Below are 22071 nucleotides of genomic sequence, written 5' to 3' on the forward strand. Positions count from 1 at the left end.
GCGCCCTAGGGGATCTTCCGCCGTCCCACTACGATCAGCGGACCCGAACGTCACGCACGTCCCGCCGTCCCAGCCCCTTTTCCCCAGAAGGACTGACCATGGGTTCCGCCAACAACAGCAGCAACCCCGCGCGCAAGGCGCGCATAGAGGAGATGCGCCGTGCCGAGAAGGCGCGCGACCGGCGCAACCGGATCCTCACCGTCGCGGCGAGCGTGGTGGTGGTCGCGGGGCTCGTCGTCGGCGGTGTCTTCCTGGTGCGCTCGCAGTCGGACGACGACGGGTCGAAGACGGTGGCGGACGCCAAGTCGGTGGCGGAGAACTTCACCACCGGCACGGACGGCGTGCGGACGTGGAAGGGCAAACTGTCCCAGACCCATGTCACCAAGTCGGTGGACTACCCGGTCGAGCCCCCGGTCGGCGGCGACCACCACCCGGTCTGGCTCAACTGCAACGGCGACGTCTACACCGAGCCCGTGAAGAACGAGAACGCGGTGCACTCGCTGGAGCACGGCGCGGTGTGGGTGACGTACACCAGCGCGGCGCCCAAGGCCGACGTGGAGGCGCTCGCGGCCAAGGTGAAGAGCACGCCGTACACGTTCATGAGCCCGGACGACAAGCAGACCGACCCGATCATGATGACGGCGTGGGGCGCGCAGCGCACGGTGACGGGTGCGAGCGACCCGAACGTCGACAAGTTCTTCGAGAAGTACGTCCAGGGTGAGCAGACCCCCGAGCCGGGTGCCTCGTGCACGGGCGGGACGATGAAGTGAGGAAGCACATCGGCTGGGTCGCGGGCGCCGCCGCGGCGGTTCTGGTCGCGGGCGGTGCGATCACCTACGCGGTCGCCGAGGACGGCGGCTCGGCCACCGTGCCGTCGGCGGGCTCGGCGGACGCCGGGTTCGCCCGGGACATGGCCGTGCACCACCAGCAGGCCGTCGAGATGGCGTACCTCGTGCGCGACCGCACCGACGACGTGGAGGTGCGGCGCCTCGCCTACGACATCGCACAGACCCAGGCCAACCAGCGCGGCATGATGCTGGGCTGGCTCGACCTGTGGGGACTGCCCAAGGTGTCCTCCGAGCCGCCGATGGCCTGGATGGGCATGGGAGGCGCGGCCTCCGGCGAGGACGGCGCGCTGATGCCGGGCATGGCCACGAACACCGAGATGAAGAAGCTGGAGGGGCTCAGCGGCAAGGCGGCCGAGGTCTTCTTCCTCCAGTTGATGACCGACCATCACAAGGGCGGCATTCACATGGCCGAGGGCTGTGTCGCCAAGTGCACGGTCGGCGTGGAGAAGCGGCTCGCCCAGGGCATGGTCAACGGGCAGGAGTCGGAGATCGCGCTGATGAAGGGCATGCTGGAGAAGCGGGGCGCGCAGGCGCGGTCGTAGGACCGGCGGCTGGGACGGCGTGGGGTGGACCACACCCCACGGCACCCCCATTGCGTCGCTCTGACGATTACACTGAACGGGTGCCTCAACTTCGCCTCGCCCTGAACCAGATCGACTCGCGCGTCGGCGACCTCGCCGGCAACACCGAGACGATCCTCCGCTGGACCCGGCACTCCGCCGAGCAGGGAGCGCATCTCGTGGCGTTCCCGGAGATGGCGCTGACCGGCTACCCCGTCGAGGACCTGGCCCTGCGCCCGTCCTTCGTCGAGGCGTCCCGCGCGGCCCTGCGCTCCCTCGCCGCGCGCCTCGCCGACGAGGGTCTCGGCGAGCTGCCGGTGATCGTCGGCTACCTCGACCGGTCCGAGACCGCCCAGCCGAAGTACGGCCAGCCGGCCGGCGCCCCGCAGAACGCGGGCGCGGTGCTGCACGGCGGCGAGGTGGTCCTGACGTACGCCAAGCACCACCTCCCCAACTACGGCGTCTTCGACGAGTTCCGCTACTTCGTGCCCGGCGACACCATGCCGGTGCTGCGGGTGCGCGGCGTCGACGTGGCCCTGGCGATCTGCGAGGACCTCTGGCAGGACGGCGGCCGCGTCCCGGCGGCACGGTCGGCGCGGGCCGGCCTGCTGATCTCCATCAACGCCTCCCCGTACGAGCGCAACAAGGACGACACCCGGCTGGAGCTGGTGCGCAAGCGTGCCCAGGAGGCCGGGTGCACCACCGCCTACCTGGCGATGATCGGCGGCCAGGACGAGCTGGTCTTCGACGGCGACTCGATCGTGGTCGACTCCGGCGGCGAGGTCGTGGCGCGGGCGCCGCAGTTCTCCGAGGGCTGTGTGGTCCTGGACCTGGACCTGCCGGCGGCGGAGCAGGACGCGCCCATGGGTGTGGTCGACGACGGTCTGCGCATCGACCGGGTGGTGCTGTCCGAGGACCCGGTGCCGGCGTACGAGCCGGAGCACACCGGCGGCTACGCGGAACGGCTCGACGACGACGAGGAGGTCTACTCGGCGCTGGTCGTCGGCCTGCGGGCGTACGTGCGGAAGAACGGCTTCCGGTCGGTCCTCATCGGCCTGTCCGGCGGCATCGACTCCGCGCTGGTCGCGGCGATCGCCTGCGACGCGGTGGGCGCGGAGCACGTGTACGGCGTGTCGATGCCGTCGAAGTACTCCTCGGAGCACTCCAGGGGCGACGCGGCGGAGCTGGCCCGCCGCACGGGGCTGAACTTCCGGACCGTTCCGATCGCGCCGATGTTCGACGCGTACATGGCGTCGACGGAGCTGACCGGGCTGGCCGAGGAGAACCTCCAGTCCCGGCTGCGGGGCACTTTGCTGATGGCGATCTCCAACCAGGAGGGCCACATCGTGCTGGCCCCCGGCAACAAGTCGGAGCTGGCGGTGGGCTACTCGACGCTGTACGGCGACTCGGTGGGCGCGTACGGCCCCATCAAGGACGTGTACAAGACGTCGATCTTCCGCCTCGCCCAGTGGCGCAACCGGGCGGCCGAGGAGCGCGGCGAGACCCCGCCGATCCCCGAGAACTCGATCACCAAGCCGCCGAGCGCCGAGCTGCGGCCGGGCCAGGTCGACACGGACTCCCTGCCGGACTATCCCGTCCTCGACGCGATCCTCGAAATGTACGTCGACCGGGACCAGGGCGCCGACGCGATCGTCGCCGCCGGCTTCGACCGGGACCTGGTGACGAAGACGCTGCGGATGGTGGACACCGCGGAGTACAAGCGGCGCCAGTACCCGCCGGGCACCAAGATCTCCGCGAAGGGCTTCGGCAAGGACCGGCGGCTGCCGATCACCAACGGCTGGCGTGAGACGGCGTAGCCATGTGCGCGGTGGAGGCATCCACGGAGCGGGCGTCGGCGTCGGCGTCGGTGTCGGTGTCGGTGTCGGTGTCGGTGTCGGTGTCGGTGTCGTAGGACGGTCCGCCGGTCCGGGCGGTCACGACCCGGTGACCTTCACCCGCGCCGCGACGGGCAGATGGTCGCTGCCCGTCGCCGGCAGGGTCCACGACGTGACCGGCTCCACACCGCTGACCATGATCTGGTCGATCCGGGCCATCGGGAACGACACCGGCCAGCTGAAGCCGAACCCGCTGCCCGCCGCGCCCTGAGTGGAGCGCATCTGCGAGGTGACGGCGTTCAGGGCGCGGTCGTTCATGGTGCCGTTGAGGTCGCCGAGCAGGATCTTGCGCGGCAGCGCCTCGGCGGCGATCGCCTCGCCCAGCGCGTCGGCGCTCTTGTCGCGCTGCTGGGCGGTGAACCCGGCCTCCGCCTTCACCCGTACCGACGGCAGATGCGCGACGAACACCGCGACCGGGCCCTCGGGGGTGGCCACCGTCGCCCGCATCGCGCGCTTCCAGCCCAGCTTGATGTCGACGGCCTGGACAGCGCTGATCGGGTACTTGCTCCACAGCCCGACGGTGCCCACGACCTCGTGGTACCGGTACGTCGGCGCCAGCGCCTCCTCGTACGTCGGTACGGCGCTCGCCTTCAGCTCCTCCAGGGCGAGCACGTCCGCGCCGGCGGCGGCCACGTCACGGGCGGTGCCGGACGGGTCGGGGTTGTCGGCGTTCACGTTGTGGGTGGCGACCGTGAGTTCGCCGCCGCCGCCGGTCTTGTCGGTGAGCAACCCGCCGAAGGAGTTCAGCCAGACCGCCAGCGGCAGCACCGTCGCGATCAGCGCGGTCGCGGACCGGCGCAGCAGCGCGCACAGCAGGAGCAGCGGGACGAACAGGCCCAGCCAGGGCAGGAACGTCTCGATGAGGCTGCCGAGGTTGCCGTAGCGGTTGGGGATGCGCGCGTGCAGCAGCATCACCAGGGACAGCAGCAGCGCGATCGCGGCGAGGGCGATGCCCCGGCGCCAGATCCGTGGATCGCCGCGCCACCCGGCGGCGAGACGGCCGGTGATACGTCCCATCAGGCGCCGAAGCCGGCTTCCCCGAGGCTCGGGACCCGAGCCGCCGTTGTCCGTCTCCGTCATGTACGCCTGCTGCGCCATACCGTCGCCTCACTGCCTGCCGTGCACACCGTCCGTCCCCCGGGGTACGACCCTAGGGGATGATCGGTTTCGTTCCTGCCGTCGGGGACGGCCGTACGGGCACGAGGACGAGCGGGGCGTCGTCAGGAGTTCCACCAACGGTTCCTGACGGGGCGTCTGTGACGAAACGTGCACATTGCAATTGGTTGTCCGTTGAACCGACGGGGGTGGTCGAAGGGGGTGGCCTTGCCCACAGGGCGTGCTCTGGCCCTGCCCGGCACGAAGTGCCACCATGGGGGGTGGTCCGGGGACGCCGTGAGGGCGCCTCGAGATGACGTAAGGAGCCGTTGCAATGACGCAGCTTTCGGCTGCCCAGACTGCATCGCAGAAGACCTCCGACGGCAGCAGGGCGCTGTACGGGGGGAAGGGCACCCGCCGCATCACCGTTCGCGACATCGCCGCCGCCAAGGAGCGCGGCGAGAAGTGGCCCATGCTCACCGCGTACGACGCGATGACCGCGTCCGTCTTCGACGAGGCCGGCATCCCGGTGATCCTCGTCGGTGACTCGGCGGGCAACTGCCACCTCGGCTACGACACCACCGTCCCCGTCACCCTCGACCAGATGACCATGCTGTCGGCGGCCGTCGTCCGAGGCACCCGGCGCTCCCTGATCGTCGGCGACCTGCCCTTCGGGTCGTACCAGGAGGGCCCCGTCCAGGCGCTGCGCTCGGCGACCCGCCTGGTGAAGGACGCCGGGGTCGGTGCCGTCAAGCTGGAGGGCGGCGAGCGCTCGTACGAGCAGATCCGGCTGCTGGTGGAGGCCGGCATCCCGGTGATGGCCCACATCGGGCTGACCCCGCAGTCCGTCAACGCCATGGGCTACCGCGTCCAGGGGCGCGGCGACGAGGCGGCCGCACAGCTGCTGCGCGACGCGAAGGCCGTGCAGGACGCCGGCGCCTTCGCGGTGGTCCTGGAGCTGGTCCCGGCGGAGCTGGCGGCCGAGGTCACCCGGGTCCTGCACATCCCGACGGTCGGCATCGGCGCCGGCCCGGACACCGACGCGCAGGTCCTCGTCTGGACGGACATGCTGGGACTGACCTCGGGCCGGGTCCCGAAGTTCGTCAAGCAGTACGCGAACCTGCGCGAGGTCATGACCGGCGCCGCCCGCGCCTTCGCGGAGGACGTCGTCGGCGGAACGTTCCCCCAGGAGGAACACTCCGTCCACTGATCCACCACCCGCACCACGGACAGCCCGCCGACTTCCCCCATCGGCGGGCTGTCCCTTTCCGGTGCCGGTCACCTGTCGAGCAGTAGTTTCGCGGCCGCTGCCGCTCCGTCGGTGCGGATGCCGTCGGCCACCGTCCTCGCACGGGCGAGGGTTTCGGGGCGCAGGGCCGTACCGAGGGCGGCTGAGAGGGACTCGGTGGTCGGGGTCGGGCCGTCGTGTGCCGCGCCGATGCCCAGGGCGGCCACCCGGGCGGCCCAGTAGGGCTGGTCCGCCGCCTGGGGTACCACCACCTGCGGCGCTCCGGCCTGCGCGGCTGTCGTCGTGGTGCCCGCGCCGCCGTGGTGCACGACGGCGGCCACCCTGCGGAACAGTGCCTGCTGATTGACCTCGCCGACGGCGAAACAGTCGTCCCGGTCGTCGATCAGACCCAGCTCGGCCCAGCCCCGGCCGACTAGCGCACGGCGACCGTGCGCGCGGATCGCCTCGACGGACACCCGGGCGATGTCCGCCGGGACGCCGCGCATACTGCCGTAGCCGACGAACACCGGGGGTGTGCCCGCGTCCAGGAACGCCAGCAGGTCGTCCGCCAGCGGGCGTTCGTCCGGCAGGATCCACGCCCCGGTGTGCACGACGTCGAGCTCCGGGGTCTCCCGCCACGGCCCCAGGACCGGGTCCGACGCCAGCCACGGCCGGTCGGTGAAGATGAAACCGTGGACGTCGTCCACCGGCGGCAGGCCGACCGAGGCCCGGTGGGCGTTGAGCGCCCCGCCGTGCAGCTCGTTGAAGGTCCGGGCGGTCAGGTCCCACAGCTCCCGGTTGTCGGTCACCTCCGGCGGGAACGACTGGCCCGGCAGCAGCGCGGGGGGCGCCTGGTGCGGCGACCGCAGCAGGAACGGGCAGAAGGTCGCGTACACGTAGGGGATACCGAGCTTCTCGGCCGCCGACCGCGAGGAGAAGTGTGCGAGCCCGGTCGCCAGCAGGACGTCGCATCCCTCGGCGGCGGCGACGACGGTGCCGAACTGCGCGGACAGCTCGGCCGCACGCCGGGCGGCCGCCGACTCCGTCGACGGCGCCGTCATGGTGCCCATCGGCCTGCCGACCGGCACCAGTTCCACCTCCGCCCTGGCCAGCAGCCGGGCGAAGACCTCGTCCGGCGGCGCACAGACCCTCACCCGCGCGCCGAGTTCCCGTAACCGCACCGCGAGCGCCACCAGCGGTTCGACATCCCCGCGCGACCCATACGTCGACAACAACACACGCACCATGTGACTCCCGTTTCCGCAGGTACTGGCATCGGTCGCCGATTCTGCGGCCTGACGGGGGCCTTGCCGCAAAGCCCCCCGGCGCGCTATACGTTGAGCACGGCAAGGAGAGGAAGTCTCCTTGCCTTTGGTTTTCGCCGCTGTAGGCGGGCTGTCGGTGGTTTGTCGGTGGGGGCTGGCAGCGTTCTCGGCATGACGCGAATCGACAAGGACCTCGTCGGTGCCGGGAGTGCCGTGGCCGTGCGGGGGTTGGTGAAGCACTACGGGGAGACCAAGGCGCTCGACGGGGTGGACCTGGACGTGCGGGAGGGCACCGTGATGGGGGTGCTCGGGCCGAACGGGGCCGGGAAGACCACGCTGGTGCGGATCCTGTCCACACTGCTGACGCCCGACGGGGGGCGGGCTACCGTCGCCGGCTACGACGTCGTACGGCAGCCCCGGCAGTTGCGGCGGGTGATCGGGCTGACCGGGCAGTACGCGTCGGTGGACGAGAAGCTGCCGGGGTGGGAGAACCTGTACATGATCGGGCGGTTGCTCGATCTGTCCCGGAGGAACGCGCGGGCCCGGGCCGACGAGCTGCTGGAGCGGTTCTCGCTGGCCGAGGCGGCGCGACGGCCGGCCAGGACGTACTCCGGGGGCATGCGGCGGCGGCTGGATCTGGCCGCGTCGATGATCGGGCGGCCCGCGGTGCTGTTCCTCGACGAGCCGACGACCGGGCTCGACCCGCGCACCCGCAACGAGGTGTGGGACGAGGTCAAGGCGATGGTCGGGGACGGGGTCACCGTGCTGCTGACCACGCAGTACATGGAGGAGGCCGAGCAGCTGGCCGCCGAGCTGACCGTCGTCGACCGGGGGAAGGTCGTCGCGGGCGGCGGCATCGAGGAGCTGAAGGCCAGGGTCGGGGGACGGACACTGCGGGTGCGGCCGGTCGATCCGCTGCAGCTGCGCCCGCTCGCCGGGTTCCTCGACGAGCTGGGCATCACCGGGCTCGCCACGACGACCGTGGACCCCGCCACCGGCACCCTGCTCGTGCCGGTCCTCAGCGACGAGCAGCTGACGGCCGTGCTCGGCGCGGTCACCGCGCGCGGTCTCACCCTCGCCTCCGTCACCACCGAACTGCCCAGCCTGGACGAGGTGTTCCTGTCCCTCACCGGCCACCGTGCCGGTGCCCCGCGGGACGCCGCGCCCGCCGACGCCCGCCAGGAGGTCGCCGTATGAGCGCCACCGCCCCTGTGCGCGGCTCCGCCGCCGACGCGCCGATCTCCCTGCGGGCCCATCTGCGGCACACCGGGGCGCTCGTCCGCCGCAACCTGCTGTGGATCCGCCAGGACCCCGAGTCGATGTTCGACGCGCTGCTGATGCCGATCGTGTTCACCCTGCTGTTCGTGTACGTCTTCGGCGGCTCGATCGGGCAGGCGCTGGGCGGCGGTCAGGACCAGTACGTGCAGTACGTCATCCCGGGCATGCTGGCGATGATGAGCATGAGCATGTCCCAAGGGGTCGGTACCGGCTTCAGCCAGGACTTCAACAGCGGGGTCATGGACCGCTTCCGGTCGCTGCCCATCGGGCGGGGGTCCGTGCTCTTCGCGAAGATCGCGGTCGAGCTGGGGCGGATGCTGTTCGCCGCGGCCGTGCTGGTGGTGGTCGCCGTCCTGGTCGGCTTCGAGATCGACAGCTGGCCGGGGCTGCTGGCGGCCCTGGCGCTGTCGGCGGTGTTCGCCTCGTCGGTCATGTGGGTGTTCCTCACCCTGGGGGTCGTGCTGAAGAACGCGCAGTCCGTGCAGGCGATGGGCTTCCTGGTGCTGTTCCCGCTGCAGTTCGGCTCGTCGATCTTCGCGCCGACGGACTCCATGCCGGGCTGGCTGCGGACCTTCACCGACTACAACCCGATGTCCACGCTCGCGGACGCGGCCCGCGGACTGACGGTGGGCGGGCCCGTCGCCCACGACCTGTGGATGACGCTGGGCTGGTCCGCGGCCATCACCGCCGTGATGGCGCCGGTCGCCATCCACAAGTTCCGTACGAAGAGCTGATCAGACCAGGGCGGCGGCTTCCGCGTAGGAGAGGCCGCCGCCCTCGGCGTACGCACGCTCGTACGTCTCCTCGTCGAGCGCGGAGCGCACCCGGCGTTCGGCCAGCTCCAGCGAGGCGCGTTCCAGCCGGGAGCGGAAGTGGCGGGGCGGGAGCAGGGCCTGGGCGGCGCCCAGGCAGCGGGCGGCGTCGGCGGCGCGGGAGCCGCCGTCGACGCCGCCGAGGGCGACGGCGGCGACGGTGAGGTAGAGGGGGCGCAGCCACGGGGCGATGGCCACGGACAGGGTGTCCCCGGCCTGCTCCAGGGCCCGCCGTACGGTGACCAGCGCCCGCTGGTGGTGGCCGTCGAAGGCGTCCAGCCACGCCTCGTTGCCGACCAGGAAGGCGTCGAAGACGACGAAGTGGGCGAGGTTGAACTCCTCCCTCAGCAGCCGCAGTTGCTCGCGGGCCTCGTCGCTGCGGCCGGACAGGCCGAGCCAGCCGGACAGGAACAGCCGGGCCGCGGGCATCGCCTCGCCCGCGGGGTCCGTGCGGGCGATCACCTCGCGCAGGACGCGCTCGCCCCGCTCCTCGTCTCCGGCCTCCAGCAGCACACTGCCCAGCCGGGCGCCGAGGACCGACAGCTGGGCGCGGGCGCCGATCCGCTCGGCGTGGGCCATGGCGTCCTCGTAGTCGGCGGCGGCCTCCCGGTAGGCGCCGCGCCGCTCATGGGCCTCCGCGCAGGCGGCCAGCGCCTCGGCCGCGCCCCAGGTGTCACCGAGGCGCCGGAAGATCTCCAGCGCCTCGTCGGCGTCACGGGCGGCGTCGCCGGTCCAGTCGCTGCGGTTGGCGAGGAGGTTGCCGCGCAGCTGCAGACAGAAGGCCAGCTCCCAGTCGAAGCCGGGCAGCTCCCGGCAGGTGTCGACGTTGGCGTCCATGATGCGGCGCAGCTGCTCCACGTCGCCGGTCAGCATCACGGCGTAGAACCAGACGATGCCGGGGGCGCGGCAGGTCTGCGGCAGGCCGGGGGTGTAGGTGGCGGCGATGGCGTGCAGCTTGGCCTGGCCCCGCGGGGTCTGCCAGAGGTCCAGGTCGGTGTCCATGGTGGCGAGCTCGGTGAGGTGCACCCCGCGCCGGGCCTCGGCCAGGTCCTCGCCGGTCAGTGGGGGCGGGACGTCGATGCACCGCCGCGACACCGGGGCGGCCGGGCGGAGCGGCTCGGCGAACGGGTCGGGGCCCAGGGCCATGACCGCGCGGCACCAGGTGCGGGACTCGATGCGCAGGTCGCGTGTCTGCCAGTACCAGACCAGGGAGTGGACGAGATACAGCCCCTCCTGTTCGTCGCCCGCGGCGACGGCGTGGCGCAGGGCGGTGCGCAGGTTCTCGTACTCGGTCTCGAACCGGGCGATGGCCGCGCGCTGACGCGGGCCGCGCAGCAACGGGTCGGTGATGCGGGCGAGTTCGCGGTAGTACGTCAGATGCGCGCGCTCGGCGTCGGCGCGCCGGCCGGCCTCGTCCAGGCGTTCGGCGGCGTACTCGGCGACGGTCTCCAGGAGCCGGTAGCGCATCTCGCCGTCGCCCGAGGGGGCGGCGACCACCAGGGACTTGTCGACGAGGGAGCCCACCGCCTCCAGGGCGGCCGGGCCGCACACGGCCTCGGCGGCGGCGAGGTCGCAGCCGCCGGCGAAGACCGACAGCCGGGTGAGGACATCGCGTTCGTCGTCGTCGAGCAGGTCCCAGGACCAGTCGACGACGGCGCGCAGGGTCTGCTGGCGGGGCAGGACCGTGCGGCTGCCGGAGGTGAGCAGGCGGAAGCGGTCGTCGAGGCGGGCGGCGAGCTGACGGGGGGTCATCATGCGGAGGCGGGCGGCGGCGAGCTCGATGGCGAGGGGCAGGCCGTCGAGGCGGCGGCAGATCTCCGCGCACGCCTGAGGGTCCTCGTCGGTACGGAACCCCGGGCGGGCGGCCGCGCCGCGCTCGGCGAGCAGCCGCAGGGCGACGGGCTGCGGCAGCGGCTCCACGGGGCGCAGTGACTCGCCGGGGACGCCGAGGGGTTCGCGGCTGGTGGCGAGGATCGTCAACCGGGGGCAGCGGGCGAGGAGTTCCTCCGCGAGGCGGGCGGCGGCCCCGACGACGTGCTCGCAGTTGTCGAGGATGATCAGCATGCGGCGCCGGCCGCAGTGCTCCACGAGCCGCTCCACGGGGTCGTCGTGCCGCTCGGCGACGGCCCGCATCTCCTCCGCGCCGGCCCCGTGCAGCACGGTCTCCCGAGCCCCTACGGCGGTCAGCACGGCCTGCGGTACGGCCTCGGGGTCGTCGACCGGCGCCAGCTCCGCCAGCCACACCCCGTCCGGCGCGGCGTCCCGCACCTGCTCGGCGGCCTCCTGCGACAGCCGCGTCTTGCCCGCCCCGCCGGGTCCGATCAGGGTCACCAGCCGAGCGGCGGCAAGGTCCCCGCGCAGAGCCTCGATCTCGTCCTCCCGCCCGACGAAGGAGGTGAGCCGGGCCCGCAGGTTGCCCGTACGGCCCGCGCCCCCGGCCCGCCCGGCACCCTTCGGCCCACCGGCCTCGCCCCACCCCCGCCCCGGGCGCGGAGCTGTCCCGCCGCTGTGCGCACCCTGCTCCGGGCGTAGCAACTCCCCGTGCAGCGCCCGTAGTTCCGGCCCCGGGTCCGAGCCGAGCCGGTTCGCCAGGAGGTGTCGTACGTCCTCGTAGGCGGCCAGCGCCTCGGCGGTGCGGCCCGCGTCGCGGAGGGCGCGCAGGCGGAGGCATTGCAGGGGTTCGTCCAGGGGGTGGGTGTCGCACAGGGCCGTCAGTTCGGGCAGGGACCGCTCGGCGTGGCCGAGGGCGAGCGCGGCGGTGTGGCGGGCGCGCAGCGCGTCCAGTCGGCGGGCCTCCCAGCGGGGCGCTTCGGCGGTGCGGTCGGGCAGGTCGGTCAGGGCCGGGCCCTGCCACAGGGCGAGCGCGTCGCCGAGGGTGGCGGCCGCCCTGGTGGCGTCGCCGTCGGCCAGCGCACGGGTGCCGTCGGCGGTGAGCCGCTCGAAGCGGTGCAGGTCGACGTCGTCGGGGTCGGCGGTGAGCCGGTAGCCGCCGTCGGCCGAGGCGATCGCGTCCGCGCCGAGCGCCCGGCGCAGCCGGCCGACCAGCGCCTGGAGCGCGCCGATGGCGTCGGCCGGCGGGTCCCCCGCCCAGACCTCCTCCACCAGCAGCCCCGCGGGCACCGTCCGGCCGGCCCGCAGCGCCAGCACCGTCAGCAGGGCACGCAGCCGCGCCCCGCCGACGGCGAGGGGACTGCCGTCGGGACGGAACGCCTGAACGGGGCCGAGGATGCGGTAGCGCACGGGGTCCATTGTCTCTGTCGGTCCAAGTGGGGGGCGGGGCGGGCTCAGCGTGCCGCGGTCGTGCCCGCCGGCAGGTCCGCCTCCAGTGTCACCAGGACGCCCACCTGGCCGTGGCGTATGCCGCCCTTGCCCGGCTCATCGCCTTTGAACCACTTCGGGCACGTCTCGACCGGCCGCAGCGACCGCATCCCGGGCACCGGCTCCCAGGTCCGGGAACCGGGAGCCGTCTCGGCGTACCCCTGGACCACGAGGTGGATCGCCCGCACCCGGCCGGTCGTCTCGGGCCACTTGTCACCGTGGCGTTCGACCATCAGCAGGCCGGGGTCGGGCCAGCCGCCACCGAGGACGTCGTCGGCGGCGGCGACCCGCAGCGGCCAGCTCACCTCGTCCCCGACCGAGAAGGGTGTACCGCAGCACTCCATCTGCCAGTCCGCGTAGAACACCTGCCGAAGACCCATGCCCCCACCTTCCATGGAACCACCGACCGGCCGCGAGACGTTTTCCCCGTGCGCCCGGTACGGTCGGGCGGTCCGCAGCCCGTGCCGGACGTCCGAGACAGCCAGGGAGCCCCATGACCACCACCACCGCGCGCCGGTACAGCGACCGGCGGGTCAGTTCGGTCTTCGTCGGGATCCTGGCCGTGACGGCGGTGACCGGCTGGGCCGTCTGGACCGGGTTCGCGGAGCAGCCCGGTGTGGCCGTGTTCCTGTTCGTGACCTCCGCCTGGATCGTGTCGCTGTGCCTGCACGAGTACGCGCACGCGCGCACCGCCCTGCACGGCGGGGACATCACGGTCGGCGCGAAGGGCTATCTGACGCTGAATCCGCTGAAGTACACGCACGCGCTGCTGAGCATCGTGCTGCCGGTGGTGTTCCTGATCATGGGTGGTATCGGACTGCCCGGCGGTGCCGTCTTCATCGAGCGGGGGCGGATCCGGGGGCGCTGGCGGCACAGTCTGGTCTCGGCGGCGGGCCCGCTGACGAACGTGCTGTTCGCCGCGGTGTGCACCGCGCCGTTCTGGCTGGACGCCCTGGACGGCGTCCCGGCGGACTTCCGGTTCGCGCTCGCCTTCCTCGCCCTGCTGCAGGTGACGGCCGCGATCCTGAACTTCCTGCCGGTGCCCGGCCTGGACGGCTACGGCGTCATCGAGCCCTGGCTGTCGTACAAGGTGAAGCGGCAGGTGGAGCCGTTCGCGCCGTTCGGGCTGCTGTTCGTGTTCGCGCTGCTATGGGTGCCGTCGGTCAACGGCGCGTTCTTCGACGCGGTCGACGCGGTCCTCAAGGGCCTCGGGGTGAGCGAGTCCGAGACGTACTACGGCCGGGAGCTCTACCGCTTCTGGTAGGCGCCGGCCCGGCCCTGTCGCACGTAGTACCAGGTCATGTTGGACGACAGCCCCGCCAGCAGCACCCAGACGACGCCCAGCCAGCTGCCCTGGGTGAAGGAGACCACGGCGGCGGCCACGGAGAGGACGCAGACCACGAGGGCGTAGAGGGCGAGGCGGGGCATGGGGTCGGCTCCTGTGAGACGGGGGACACTGCTGCGTTCGTGCGTGCGGTCGTCGTCCAGTGTCCCCCATGGGGTCATACGTCCGTGACGCGGAGCCCCGCGTGTGCCTTGTAGCGGCGGTTGACGGAGATCAGGTTCGCGACCAGGGACTCCACCTGGTGGGCGTTGCGCAGCCGGCCGGCGAAGATGCCGCGCATCCCGGGGATGCGGCCGGCCAGCGCCTGCACGATCTCCACGTCCGCGCGCGCCTCGCCCAGCACCATCACATCGGTGTCGATCTCGTCGATCTCCGGGTCCTGGAGGAGGACGGCGGACAGGTGGTGGAAGGCGGCGGTGACCCGGGAGTCCGGCAGCAGGGCGGCGGCCTGCTGGGCCGCGCTGCCCTCCTCGGGCTTGAGCGCGTAGGCACCCTGCTTGTCGAAGCCGAGCGGGTTGACGCAGTCGACGACCAGCTTGCCCGACAGTTCCGCGCGCAGGGACTCAAGGGTCTTGCCGTGGCCCTCCCACGGTACGGCGACGATCACGATGTCGCTGCGGCGCGCGCACTCGGCGTTGTCGGCGCCCTCGACACCGTGGCCGAGTTCCTCGGCCGCGTCCCGGGCCCGGTCGGCGGCGCGCGAGCCGATGATCACCTTCTGGCCTGCCTTGGCGAGGCGGTGGGCGAGGCCCTTGCCCTGCGGGCCGGTGCCGCCCAGCACGCCGACGACGAGACCGGAGACGTCAGGCAGGTCCCAGGGGTCCTTGGCGGGGGCCTTTTGGGCAGCGGGGGCGGACTGTGCACTGTCGGTAGAGGTCATGGGCCGACCTTACGCGGGGGTGGCGGGGCGCCTTTCGTCATGTCGTGGGAATCACGCGCGAACCGCGGACCGGGGCCGGCCGGCTGCGGCAGGATGCGGCCGCATGGACGCCGTACGGGTCGCGCTGCTGCGCGAGGTGCTTGCCGGGACCGAGTGGCCGGGGGCCACGCGCCGCTTCGCGGGGCCCTGCGGGGGGTCGGTGGTGTCGCACGGGGGCGGGTTGCTGCTGGTGGGGACGGCGGCGTACGAGCCGTGGCATCTGGCGGCGCATCTGGTCGACGAGGCGGCGTGATCGGGTACGCCGGAGCTGGCGCCGACGCTCGTACGGCATGACGCGCGGCCCTCGGACCCGGCGCGTCCGGCGGTCGGGCCGGGGCAGCGCGGCGGGGTGAGACGCTGCTGGTGGTGGCGCCGGAGGGGGATGCCGCGGTGCTGGAGCGGGTGCACGGGGCGCGGCGGGCCGGGGTGAAGAGCGCGGCCGCGGGCGAGGAGGCGGTGCCGTCGGGCAGGGGGCGCCGCCGCTTCCGGGACCGGCTGGCGAGGCCGGCGGAGTCCTTGACGGCACCGCCGCCGGCGCCCTGGTGACGCAGGCGAACTCCCCACCGTAGAAAAGCAGTTGCCCCCTCCCTCACGCTCCCCCGAGCATGGCCCCTCGTGACCGCCCTCCTCCCCGATCTCGCCCCCTGGAAAGCTTCCCGGGACTTCCGGCGGCTCTGGGTGTCCGGGCTGGTGTCGAACTTCGGGAGCTTTCTGACGTTCGTGGCGCTGCCGGTGCAGATCAAGGAACTCACCGGGTCGGCGGCCGCCGTGGGGGCGATCGGGGCCGTGGAGCTGGTGCCCCTGGTGGTGTTCGGGCTGTACGGGGGCGCGCTCGCCGACGCGCTCGACAAGCGGAAGCTGATCGTGTGGACGGAGGTGGGGCAGGGGGCCCTGTCCGCCGGGCTGCTCGTCAACGCGCTGCTGCCGCAGCCCTCCGTCTGGCCGCTCTACCTGGTCGCCGCCCTGTCCTCCGCGCTGGTCTCCGTGCAGCGGCCCGCCCTGGACTCGTTGTGGCCGCGGATCGTCGCCCACGAGCACATGCCGGCCGCGACCGCCCTGAACTCCCTGCGCTGGACGGTCGGCGGCGTCGCGGCGCCCGCGCTCGCCGGGGTCGTCGTGGCGTACGCCGGTCTGGGCTGGGCGTACGGCGCCGATCTGCTCACCTTCGTCGTGTCGGTGGCCCTGATCGTCGGTATCGCCCCCTCCCCCGCCGCGCACGAGGCCGTGAAGCCGTCCCTCGCCGCCATCGCCGAGGGCGCCCGCTATGCCTGGGGCCGCAAGGAACTCCTGGGCACCTACGCCGTCGACCTGGCCGCGATGTTCCTGGCGATGCCGCTGGCCGTACTTCCGTTCCTGGCCGACGAGTTGGACGCGCAGTGGTCGCTGGGGCATGGGGGTCCCCCCACACCCTTAAGGCAGTGGGGGAGTACGCGAGTGTGCCGGCCGGGGCTCTGCTGGTCGGCCTGACCAGCGGCTGGGTCTCCCGGGTCCACCGGCACGGCCGGATGGTGGTGCTCGCCGCCGCGCTGTGGGGGCTCGCCGTCGCCGCCGCCGGGCTGGTGCACAACGTCTGGCTGGTGCTGCTCTGTCTGACCTTCGCCGGGGCCTGCGACATGGTCAGCGGTGTCTTCCGCGGGGCGATCTGGGACCAGACGATCCCGGACGAGCTGCGCGGCCGGCTCGCCGGGATCGAGCTGCTGTCGTACTCGGTGGGGCCGACCCTCGGCCAGGTGCGCGGCGGTGGGTTCGCCGCGTGGTGGGGGGTGCGGGCCTCGGTGTGGTCGGGCGGGGTGCTGTGCGTGGGCGCGGTGGGGCTGCTGGCGCTGTGTCTGCCGGGGCTGATGGCGTACGACGTACGGACGAACGAGCACGCGGTGCGCATGCGTGAGCGGCGGGGCACGGTCGGCGCGGAGTCCGGCGGCGCGTGAGCGCGCGCCGGGTCCCGTCTTCGTCGCTCCTCGTCCCTCAGTCCTCGTCCGCCGCCCCGCCGGCCGGTGCGTCGTGCCAGCGCGGGTCGTTCTCCCACTGGAGGTTGCGCTCGCGGGCGGTCTCCATCGCGTGCTGGGCCTCCTGCCGACTGGCGTACGGTCCGAAGCGGTCCTTGCCGGGGCACTCCGGCCCCTCCTCGACCTTCTTGTGCTCCAGGCAGTAGTACCACTCGCCCGGTTTGCCGGCCGTGCGCTTCTTGAACAGGGCCATGACGCACTCCTCTCGTCGCACGGACATGGTCCCCCATCGCCGCTGTCTTAGACTCGCTGGCATGTCTGGCCAGTCGCTGCTCGTCCCAGGGGAGCTGTCCCCCACCCGTTCCGTGCCCGGAAACATCCGCCGCCCCGAGTACGTCGGCAGGCCCGCGCCGACGCCGTACACCGGACCGGAGGTGCAGACGCCCGAGACCGTCGAGGCGATGCGGATCGCCGGGCGGATCGCCGCGCGGGCGATGGCGGAGGCCGCGAAGATCATCGCGCCGGGCGTCACCACCGACGAGCTGGACAAGGTCGCGCACGAGTACATGTGCGACCACGGCGCCTACCCCTCCACCCTCGGCTACCGCGGTTTCCCCAAGTCGTTGTGCACCTCGGTCAACGAGGTGATCTGCCACGGCATCCCCGACTCGACCGTGCTGCGCGACGGGGACATCGTCAATCTGGACGTCACCGCGTACATCGGCGGGGTGCACGGCGACAACAACGCCACCTATCTGGTCGGTGACGTCGACGAGGAGTCGCGGCTGCTGGTGGAGCGGACCCGGGAGTCCCTCAACCGCGCGATCAAGGCGGTCAGGCCGGGCCGGCAGATCAATGTCATCGGCCGGGTCATCGAGTCGTACGCCAAGCGCTTCGGCTACGGCGTCGTGCGGGACTTCACGGGCCACGGCATCAACTCGTCGTTCCACTCGGGGCTGATCATCCCGCACTACGACAGCCCGCACGCGACGACCGTGATCGTGCCCGGAATGACCTTCACGATCGAGCCGATGCTGACGCTGGGCACGCACGAGTACGACATGTGGGACGACGGGTGGACCGTCGTGACCAAGGACCGCAAGCGGACGGCCCAGTTCGAGCACACGCTGGTGGTGACGGAGACCGGGGCGGAGATCCTGACGCTGCCGTGACCGTGGCGTAGAGCCGGTTCATGAAGCCCGTCCTCTGCGGAGGACGGGCTTTGTCCTATACGCTTTTACCGACAGGCTGTCGGCAAACCTATTGACTTAGGTAAGCCTTACCTCAGAGGATGTGCCGCATGGACTCCTTCTCGACAGTCATCCGCACCGCGACGCAGGAGCAGCACGCGGAGGCCGAGACCTCCCCCTTCATGGGTGACCTGCTCGGCGGCAGGCTCGGCGTGGATGCCTACGCGCGCTACACCGAGCAGCTGTGGTTCGTGTACGAGGCACTGGAGAGCGGGGCCGAGCGGCTGGCCTCGGACCCGGTGGCCGGGCCCTTCGTCCGGCCGGAGCTGTTCCGGCTGGCGGCGCTGGAGCGGGACCTGGCGCATCTGCGCGGGCCGGGGTGGCGCTCCACCCTGACCGCACTGCCCGCCACGCGCGTGTACGCCGACCGGGTGCGCGAGTGCGCCGAGCGGTGGCCCGCCGGATACATCGCCCACCACTACACCCGCTACCTCGGCGACCTCTCCGGCGGGCAGATCATCCGCGACAGGGCGGAGCGGACCTGGGGCTTCGAGAAGAAGGGCGACGGCGTCCGCTTCTACGTCTTCGAGGGCATCGGCAACCCGGCCGCCTTCAAGCGGGAGTACCGGGAGCGGCTGGACGCGGTCCGCGCCGACGAACTGGAGAAGCAGCGGGTCGTGGCGGAGTGCAGGAAGGCGTTCGCCCTGAACACGGCGGTGTTCAGGGCGCTGGGCGAGGAGTTCCGGCTGTCGGCCTGAGCCGGAGTCGGTGCGGACGCCGCCGGAGTAGTCGTCGCAGGGCACCGGCCGTCGTCGGCGCCCGGCGCGTCACCGCTCCAGATACACCCGGCCGCCGATCTCCACCCAGCCGCCGGGCTGCGGTGCCGTGAGGATCTGTGAGCCGGAGCCCTGGGTGATGTTCAGGGCGCGGCCCAGGCGGTCCGTGAGGAGCAGGGCCGCCGCGCCCGTCGCCTCGTCCTCGTCGATGCCGTCGTCCCGGCCGGGGAAGGCGCGGGCCCGGATCCGGCCCGCGGGCTCGTCCTCCCACGCCCAGGCGTAGATCCAGTCCCCCCTTGGCGGCACCGGCAGCTCCTCGACCTCGGCGGCCGTCGCGTACTGGCGCAGGGTGCGCGGCGGCGCCCACTCGGCGCGGGCCTCGATCCAGCTGAACTCGCCGTCCAGCCGGGCGCCCACCACGCTGGCCGGGGTGACCAGTTCGGGCACGTCGAGCAGCCAGGCCGTGCCGACGCAGGGGTGACCGGCGAAGGGCAGACGCAGGGTGGGCGTGTAGATGTCGATGACGCCGCGCTCGGGGTCGTCCACGAACACGGTCTCGCTGAAGCCGAGTTTGGCCGCGAGCTCCTGCCGGTCGGCGCGCCCGGGCACCGTCGAGCCGTCCCGGACCACACCGAGTTCATTGCCGTAGCCACCGTTCGCCGCGCAGAAGACGCGGAGCACGTCGTAATCAGTCACGTCGGGCATTGAAGCACCGGTGGGCGTGGATTGCGGTACCGGTGTGGTGCGGACCTTGGTGTCCGCGCCGGTGAGGTGGTCGCGCTGGTGGGGCCCGACGGGGCCGGTAGGTCGACCCCGTTGGCCGGCGCCGGCCGCCGATCTCCCGGCCGCGCTCAGCGGCGGCGAGCGGGCCCGTGTCGCGCTCGCCCGGGTCCTGGCGCAGCGCGCCCCGATGCTCCTGCTGGACGAGCCGACGGCCGCACTGGATCTGAAACACCAGGAGTTGGCGCTGAGGCTGTGCCGGGCGCGGGCGCGGGCGCGGGACGCGGTGGTCGTGGGTCGAGGTGTTCACCGAGCGGCCGCTGTCGGAGGTCTGCGACCGACCGGTCGGGGTGCTGCCCCACTCCTCGCCCCGGTAGGGTTCGCCTCCGGGAAGGGGAAGGTGAAGACACCGGATGACCAGTCGACGCAGGCGTGACCGGAGTTCCTTGCTGACGGCCTCGCTCGCCGCCTTCGTCACGCTGACGACGGCGAGCGGCTGTGTGGTGGTCCACGGGGAACGCGAGGTGATCCCCACCACCACGCCCGCCGAGGCCGAGAAGGCGGTCGCGGAGTTCACGACCGCGTACAACAAAGCCGACGCGGCGTACGACGGTTCGCTGGACGCCGAGTACACCACCGGGCCGCTCGGTGTGATCGACTCGGCCCGGCTGAAGGCCGGGCGGGTCAACAACCCGGACGGCAATCCGAAGCACACGGATCTGGTGCTGTCGGACGTGGACTACACCATCCCGAAGAAGGCCGGCTGGCCACGCTGGTTCGTCGCGGACGCGAAGGCCAACAAGGGCGGCACGTCACGCTGGCTGCTGGTGTTCCTGCGCAACGACATCTCCGAGCCCTGGCAGGCGGCCTATCTGACGCTGGTGGCGCCCGGCGCGCTGCCCGAGTTCGCCAAGGACAAGGACGGGTGGGGCGAGGCCGTACCGGCGGACACGGCCGGGCTGGCGGTGGCTCCTCAGGAGCTGAGCAAGGGGTACACGACGTATCTCCAGCAGGGCGGCGCCGTGTTCGCCGAGGGGACGTACACCAGTGAGCTGCGGACCCGGCGGGAGAAGAACGCGGAGAAGCCCGGGCTTGTCACGCAGTACATCGACCAGCCGCTGATCGAGGGCGACTACGCGCCGGTGGCGCTGCGGACCGCCGACGGCGGGGCCGTGGTGTTCTTCAGCTCACGCCATTTCGTGAAGCAGACGGCCGCGCAGGGGGCGGCCGTGCCGACGCCCAACGCGAATGTGCGGGCGCTGACCACGGGAGAGGTCAAGCAGTCGTTGACGATGGAGTTCGTGGCGAACTCCGTGGCCGTGGACCCCGCGGGACCGGGCAAGGTGTCGGTACTCGGACGGGTCGAGGGACTGACCGCGGCCAAGGGGGAGTGAGGCTGCCCTAGTGGCGCAGCGGCCAGGCCGTGCCCGCGTGGTCGTTCGCATGGCGGGCGCAGGCGTCCGTCAGGGCTTCCAGAAGGGTCAACGGGTCCGGCAGCGGGTGTTCCGGGCCCTTCACCCAGTGCACCGACCGGCCGTCGTCGCCGGGGAGGGCGGCCGGGGGGACCAGGACGTACGAGCCCCGGCAGTGCCAGCGCAGACCCGGGTGTTCGTCCATGGTCTCGGGGTGGCAGTCCAGCTCGCAGGGCCACCACTCGTCCTCGTCCTCGGGGGTGCCGCGGGTGAGGGTGAAGAAGAACATACGGCCGTCGTCGCTCGCCGCGACCGGGCCCACCTCGACACCGGCGGCGAGGAGGCGGTCCAGGGCCTCCTGGCCGGCCTGAACGGGGACGTCGAGGACGTCGTGGGTCATGCCGGTCGCGGTGATGAAGTTGGCCTGCGGCTGGTGACGGGCCCAGCGTTCGATCTGGGCGCGGTCGGTGGTGGACTGCGTCTGCCAGGCGAAGGACACCGGGTGCCGGGCGGGGGTGGGACAGCCCACCCGGTCGCAGGAACAGCCGTAGCCGGGGGCGGGGTGGGCGGCGGGGGCCAGGGGCAGTCCGGCCTCGGCGGCGGCGAGCAGCAGGGCCTCACGGCCGCCGTCGTCGGCGGCCTCCTTCGGGCCGCCTCCGCGCAGCCACTGGGAGAGTTTGCCCCGCAGGCTGGTCAGGCCCCCGAACTCCGCGCTCATCTGTCCCCTCGCCTCGCTGTTGTGCGGACAGCATGCCCTATGGTCCCACCATCGTGCGCATCGGGGGGCCGGTCCCCCCAATTCGGACACCTCAGCGGGGCGCCAGCCCGTACAGCGCGTAGTCGACCAGTGTGTCCGTGTAGGCGTGGGAGATCTCACCGGTGTGCTGCAGCCAGCGCTGGGCGAGCGGGGAGACGAACAGCTCCAGGGCGATACGGAGGTCCAGACCGGCCCGCACCTGCCCGACCTCCTCGGCGGCACGCAGCCGGTCGACGTACAGCTGCAGCGAAGGCTCCAGCAGCTTGGCCACGAACTCCCGGCCGAGCTGCTCGTTGACCACGCCCTCGGCGGCCAGCGCGCGGGTGGGGACCTCGAAGCGGGGGTCCAGCAGCTCGTCGACGGTGGCCCGCAGCACCGTCTTCAGGTCGGCGGCCAGGTCGCCGGTGTCCGGGACGGCGTACGTCTCCTGCCCGGCGGCCTCGGCGGCCTGCGCGCTCAGATCCAGGAACGCCTCCAGCAGCACATCCGCCTTCGACGACCACCACCGGTAGATCGTCTGCTTGCCGACCCCGGCCCGGGCGGCGATCCCCTCGACGGTCGTCTTCTGATACCCGACCTCACCGACGAGGGCGAGGGCGGCGGCGTAGATGGCACGGCGGGACTTCTCGCTGCGGCGGGAGGAGTCGGGGGCGGGCTTGGCGGACTTTGTGACCATGGCTCGACGGTAGCAAGCAGAAGAGACGGTT

General features: G+C 72.4%; 21 protein-coding genes and 3 pseudogenes. 13 read left to right on the forward strand and 11 right to left on the reverse strand.

Features of this window, described 5'->3' with window-relative positions; genetic code table 11:
• The first annotated feature begins 98 nt into the window (after window positions 1–98).
• The 3 genes from ACH5AC_RS21635 (at window position 99) to ACH5AC_RS21645 (ending at window position 3225) form a co-directional block, all read left to right on the forward strand.
• Complete coding sequence (locus ACH5AC_RS21635) at window positions 99–770, forward strand: DUF3105 domain-containing protein (protein WP_398863613.1); 672 nt, start codon at window positions 99–101, stop codon at window positions 768–770.
• The gene (locus ACH5AC_RS21640; RefSeq protein ID WP_398863614.1) at window positions 767–1390 is read left to right on the forward strand and encodes a DUF305 domain-containing protein; all 624 of its coding nucleotides are present in this window, start codon (window positions 767–769) and stop codon (window positions 1388–1390) included. Before ACH5AC_RS21635 ends, ACH5AC_RS21640 begins: the two co-directional genes overlap by 4 nt.
• Window positions 1391–1470: 80 nt before the next feature.
• Window positions 1471–3225 (forward strand): NAD+ synthase, encoded by a 1755-nt coding sequence (locus ACH5AC_RS21645; protein ID WP_398863615.1) that lies wholly within the window; start codon window positions 1471–1473, stop codon window positions 3223–3225.
• Here ACH5AC_RS21645 and ACH5AC_RS21650 read toward each other — a convergent pair.
• Both ACH5AC_RS21650 and ACH5AC_RS21655 read right to left on the reverse strand, forming a co-directional pair.
• Window positions 3197–3346, reverse strand: coding sequence for a hypothetical protein (locus ACH5AC_RS21650; RefSeq protein ID WP_398863617.1), 150 nt, complete (start codon window positions 3344–3346; stop codon window positions 3197–3199). The genes ACH5AC_RS21645 and ACH5AC_RS21650 overlap by 29 nt on opposite strands.
• Window positions 3343–4320 carry an endonuclease/exonuclease/phosphatase family protein gene (locus ACH5AC_RS21655; RefSeq protein WP_398863900.1) on the reverse strand — a complete coding sequence of 326 codons (978 nt, stop codon included), beginning with the start codon at window positions 4318–4320 and terminating at the stop codon, window positions 3343–3345. Before ACH5AC_RS21655 ends, ACH5AC_RS21650 begins: the two co-directional genes overlap by 4 nt.
• Before the next feature lie 412 nt (window positions 4321–4732).
• On the opposite strand from ACH5AC_RS21655, the gene panB reads away from it, so the two are divergent.
• Window positions 4733–5608 carry a 3-methyl-2-oxobutanoate hydroxymethyltransferase gene (panB, locus tag ACH5AC_RS21660; protein WP_398863618.1) on the forward strand — a complete coding sequence of 292 codons (876 nt, stop codon included), beginning with the start codon at window positions 4733–4735 and terminating at the stop codon, window positions 5606–5608.
• A 68-nt stretch (window positions 5609–5676) separates the two neighbouring features.
• Here panB and ACH5AC_RS21665 read toward each other — a convergent pair whose 3' ends face one another.
• Entirely contained in the window at window positions 5677–6873 is a 1197-nt protein-coding gene (locus ACH5AC_RS21665; RefSeq protein WP_398863619.1) for a glycosyltransferase, read from the reverse strand.
• Between the two features lie 189 nt (window positions 6874–7062).
• On the opposite strand from ACH5AC_RS21665, the gene ACH5AC_RS21670 reads away from it, so the two are divergent.
• Window positions 7063–8088, forward strand: a complete 1026-nt coding sequence (locus ACH5AC_RS21670) for an ATP-binding cassette domain-containing protein (protein ID WP_398863620.1) — start codon at window positions 7063–7065, stop codon at window positions 8086–8088.
• Window positions 8085–8903, forward strand: a complete 819-nt coding sequence (locus ACH5AC_RS21675) for an ABC transporter permease (RefSeq protein ID WP_398863621.1) — start codon at window positions 8085–8087, stop codon at window positions 8901–8903. The genes ACH5AC_RS21670 and ACH5AC_RS21675 overlap by 4 nt, the downstream gene beginning before the upstream one ends.
• Here ACH5AC_RS21675 and ACH5AC_RS21680 read toward each other — a convergent pair whose 3' ends face one another.
• Both ACH5AC_RS21680 and ACH5AC_RS21685 read right to left on the reverse strand, forming a co-directional pair.
• The gene (locus tag ACH5AC_RS21680) at window positions 8904–12230 is read right to left on the reverse strand and encodes an AfsR/SARP family transcriptional regulator (RefSeq protein WP_398863622.1); all 3327 of its coding nucleotides are present in this window, start codon (window positions 12228–12230) and stop codon (window positions 8904–8906) included. It abuts the gene before it with no gap.
• A 35-nt stretch (window positions 12231–12265) separates the two neighbouring features.
• Entirely contained in the window at window positions 12266–12679 is a 414-nt protein-coding gene (locus ACH5AC_RS21685) for a DUF6578 domain-containing protein (RefSeq protein WP_398863623.1), read from the reverse strand.
• A 113-nt stretch (window positions 12680–12792) separates the two neighbouring features.
• Between ACH5AC_RS21685 and ACH5AC_RS21690 the strand changes: the two genes are divergently transcribed.
• Window positions 12793–13563, forward strand: a complete 771-nt coding sequence (locus ACH5AC_RS21690; protein ID WP_398863624.1) for a site-2 protease family protein — start codon at window positions 12793–12795, stop codon at window positions 13561–13563.
• Here ACH5AC_RS21690 and ACH5AC_RS21695 read toward each other — a convergent pair.
• Entirely contained in the window at window positions 13548–13727 is a 180-nt protein-coding gene (locus tag ACH5AC_RS21695) for a hypothetical protein (RefSeq protein ID WP_398863625.1), read from the reverse strand. The two genes, ACH5AC_RS21690 and ACH5AC_RS21695, sit on opposite strands and share 16 nt — an antisense overlap.
• Window positions 13728–13801: 74 nt before the next feature.
• Window positions 13802–14524: an NADPH-dependent F420 reductase gene (npdG, locus tag ACH5AC_RS21700; RefSeq protein ID WP_398863626.1), complete on the reverse strand. Its 723-nt coding sequence runs from the start codon at window positions 14522–14524 to the stop codon at window positions 13802–13804.
• Between the two features lie 103 nt (window positions 14525–14627).
• On the opposite strand from npdG, the pseudogene ACH5AC_RS21705 reads away from it, so the two are divergent.
• Together ACH5AC_RS21705 and ACH5AC_RS21710 are read left to right on the forward strand one after the other, a co-directional pair.
• Window positions 14628–15109 (forward strand): annotated as a pseudogene (locus ACH5AC_RS21705) (hypothetical protein).
• A gap of 69 nt (window positions 15110–15178) precedes the next feature.
• Window positions 15179–16491: pseudogene (locus ACH5AC_RS21710) on the forward strand (MFS transporter).
• A 37-nt stretch (window positions 16492–16528) separates the two neighbouring features.
• Here the strand turns inward: ACH5AC_RS21710 and ACH5AC_RS21715 are convergent.
• On the reverse strand, window positions 16529–16762 hold the full coding sequence (locus tag ACH5AC_RS21715; RefSeq protein WP_398863627.1) for a hypothetical protein: 234 nt from the start codon (window positions 16760–16762) through the stop codon (window positions 16529–16531).
• A gap of 61 nt (window positions 16763–16823) precedes the next feature.
• Here ACH5AC_RS21715 and map point away from each other — a divergent pair, with 61 nt between their 5' ends.
• On the forward strand, window positions 16824–17681 hold the full coding sequence (gene map / locus ACH5AC_RS21720; protein WP_398863628.1) for a type I methionyl aminopeptidase: 858 nt from the start codon (window positions 16824–16826) through the stop codon (window positions 17679–17681).
• Window positions 17682–17809: 128 nt separating this feature from the next.
• Complete coding sequence (locus tag ACH5AC_RS21725; RefSeq protein ID WP_398863629.1) at window positions 17810–18457, forward strand: heme oxygenase (biliverdin-producing); 648 nt, start codon at window positions 17810–17812, stop codon at window positions 18455–18457.
• Window positions 18458–18526: 69 nt separating this feature from the next.
• On the opposite strand, the gene ACH5AC_RS21730 is transcribed toward ACH5AC_RS21725, so the two are convergent.
• Window positions 18527–19171, reverse strand: coding sequence for a PhzF family phenazine biosynthesis protein (locus ACH5AC_RS21730; protein WP_398863630.1), 645 nt, complete (start codon window positions 19169–19171; stop codon window positions 18527–18529).
• 45 nt (window positions 19172–19216) lie between these two features.
• Between ACH5AC_RS21730 and ACH5AC_RS21735 the strand changes: the two are divergent.
• Window positions 19217–19572, forward strand: a pseudogene (locus ACH5AC_RS21735) (ATP-binding cassette domain-containing protein); the annotation flags it as partial.
• A gap of 36 nt (window positions 19573–19608) precedes the next feature.
• Window positions 19609–20589, forward strand: a complete 981-nt coding sequence (locus tag ACH5AC_RS21740) for a hypothetical protein (protein WP_398863631.1) — start codon at window positions 19609–19611, stop codon at window positions 20587–20589.
• A 7-nt stretch (window positions 20590–20596) separates the two neighbouring features.
• Here the strand turns inward: ACH5AC_RS21740 and ACH5AC_RS21745 are convergent, their stop codons facing one another.
• Both ACH5AC_RS21745 and ACH5AC_RS21750 read right to left on the reverse strand, forming a co-directional pair.
• Window positions 20597–21325: a bifunctional DNA primase/polymerase gene (locus ACH5AC_RS21745; RefSeq protein ID WP_398863632.1), complete on the reverse strand. Its 729-nt coding sequence runs from the start codon at window positions 21323–21325 to the stop codon at window positions 20597–20599.
• 91 nt (window positions 21326–21416) lie between these two features.
• Entirely contained in the window at window positions 21417–22040 is a 624-nt protein-coding gene (locus ACH5AC_RS21750; RefSeq protein WP_398863633.1) for a TetR/AcrR family transcriptional regulator, read from the reverse strand.
• Window positions 22041–22071: the final 31 nt, after the last annotated feature.

Source organism: Streptomyces sp. NPDC018693 (assembly GCF_044391385.1).
Classification (GTDB): Bacteria; Actinomycetota; Actinomycetes; order Streptomycetales; family Streptomycetaceae; genus Streptomyces.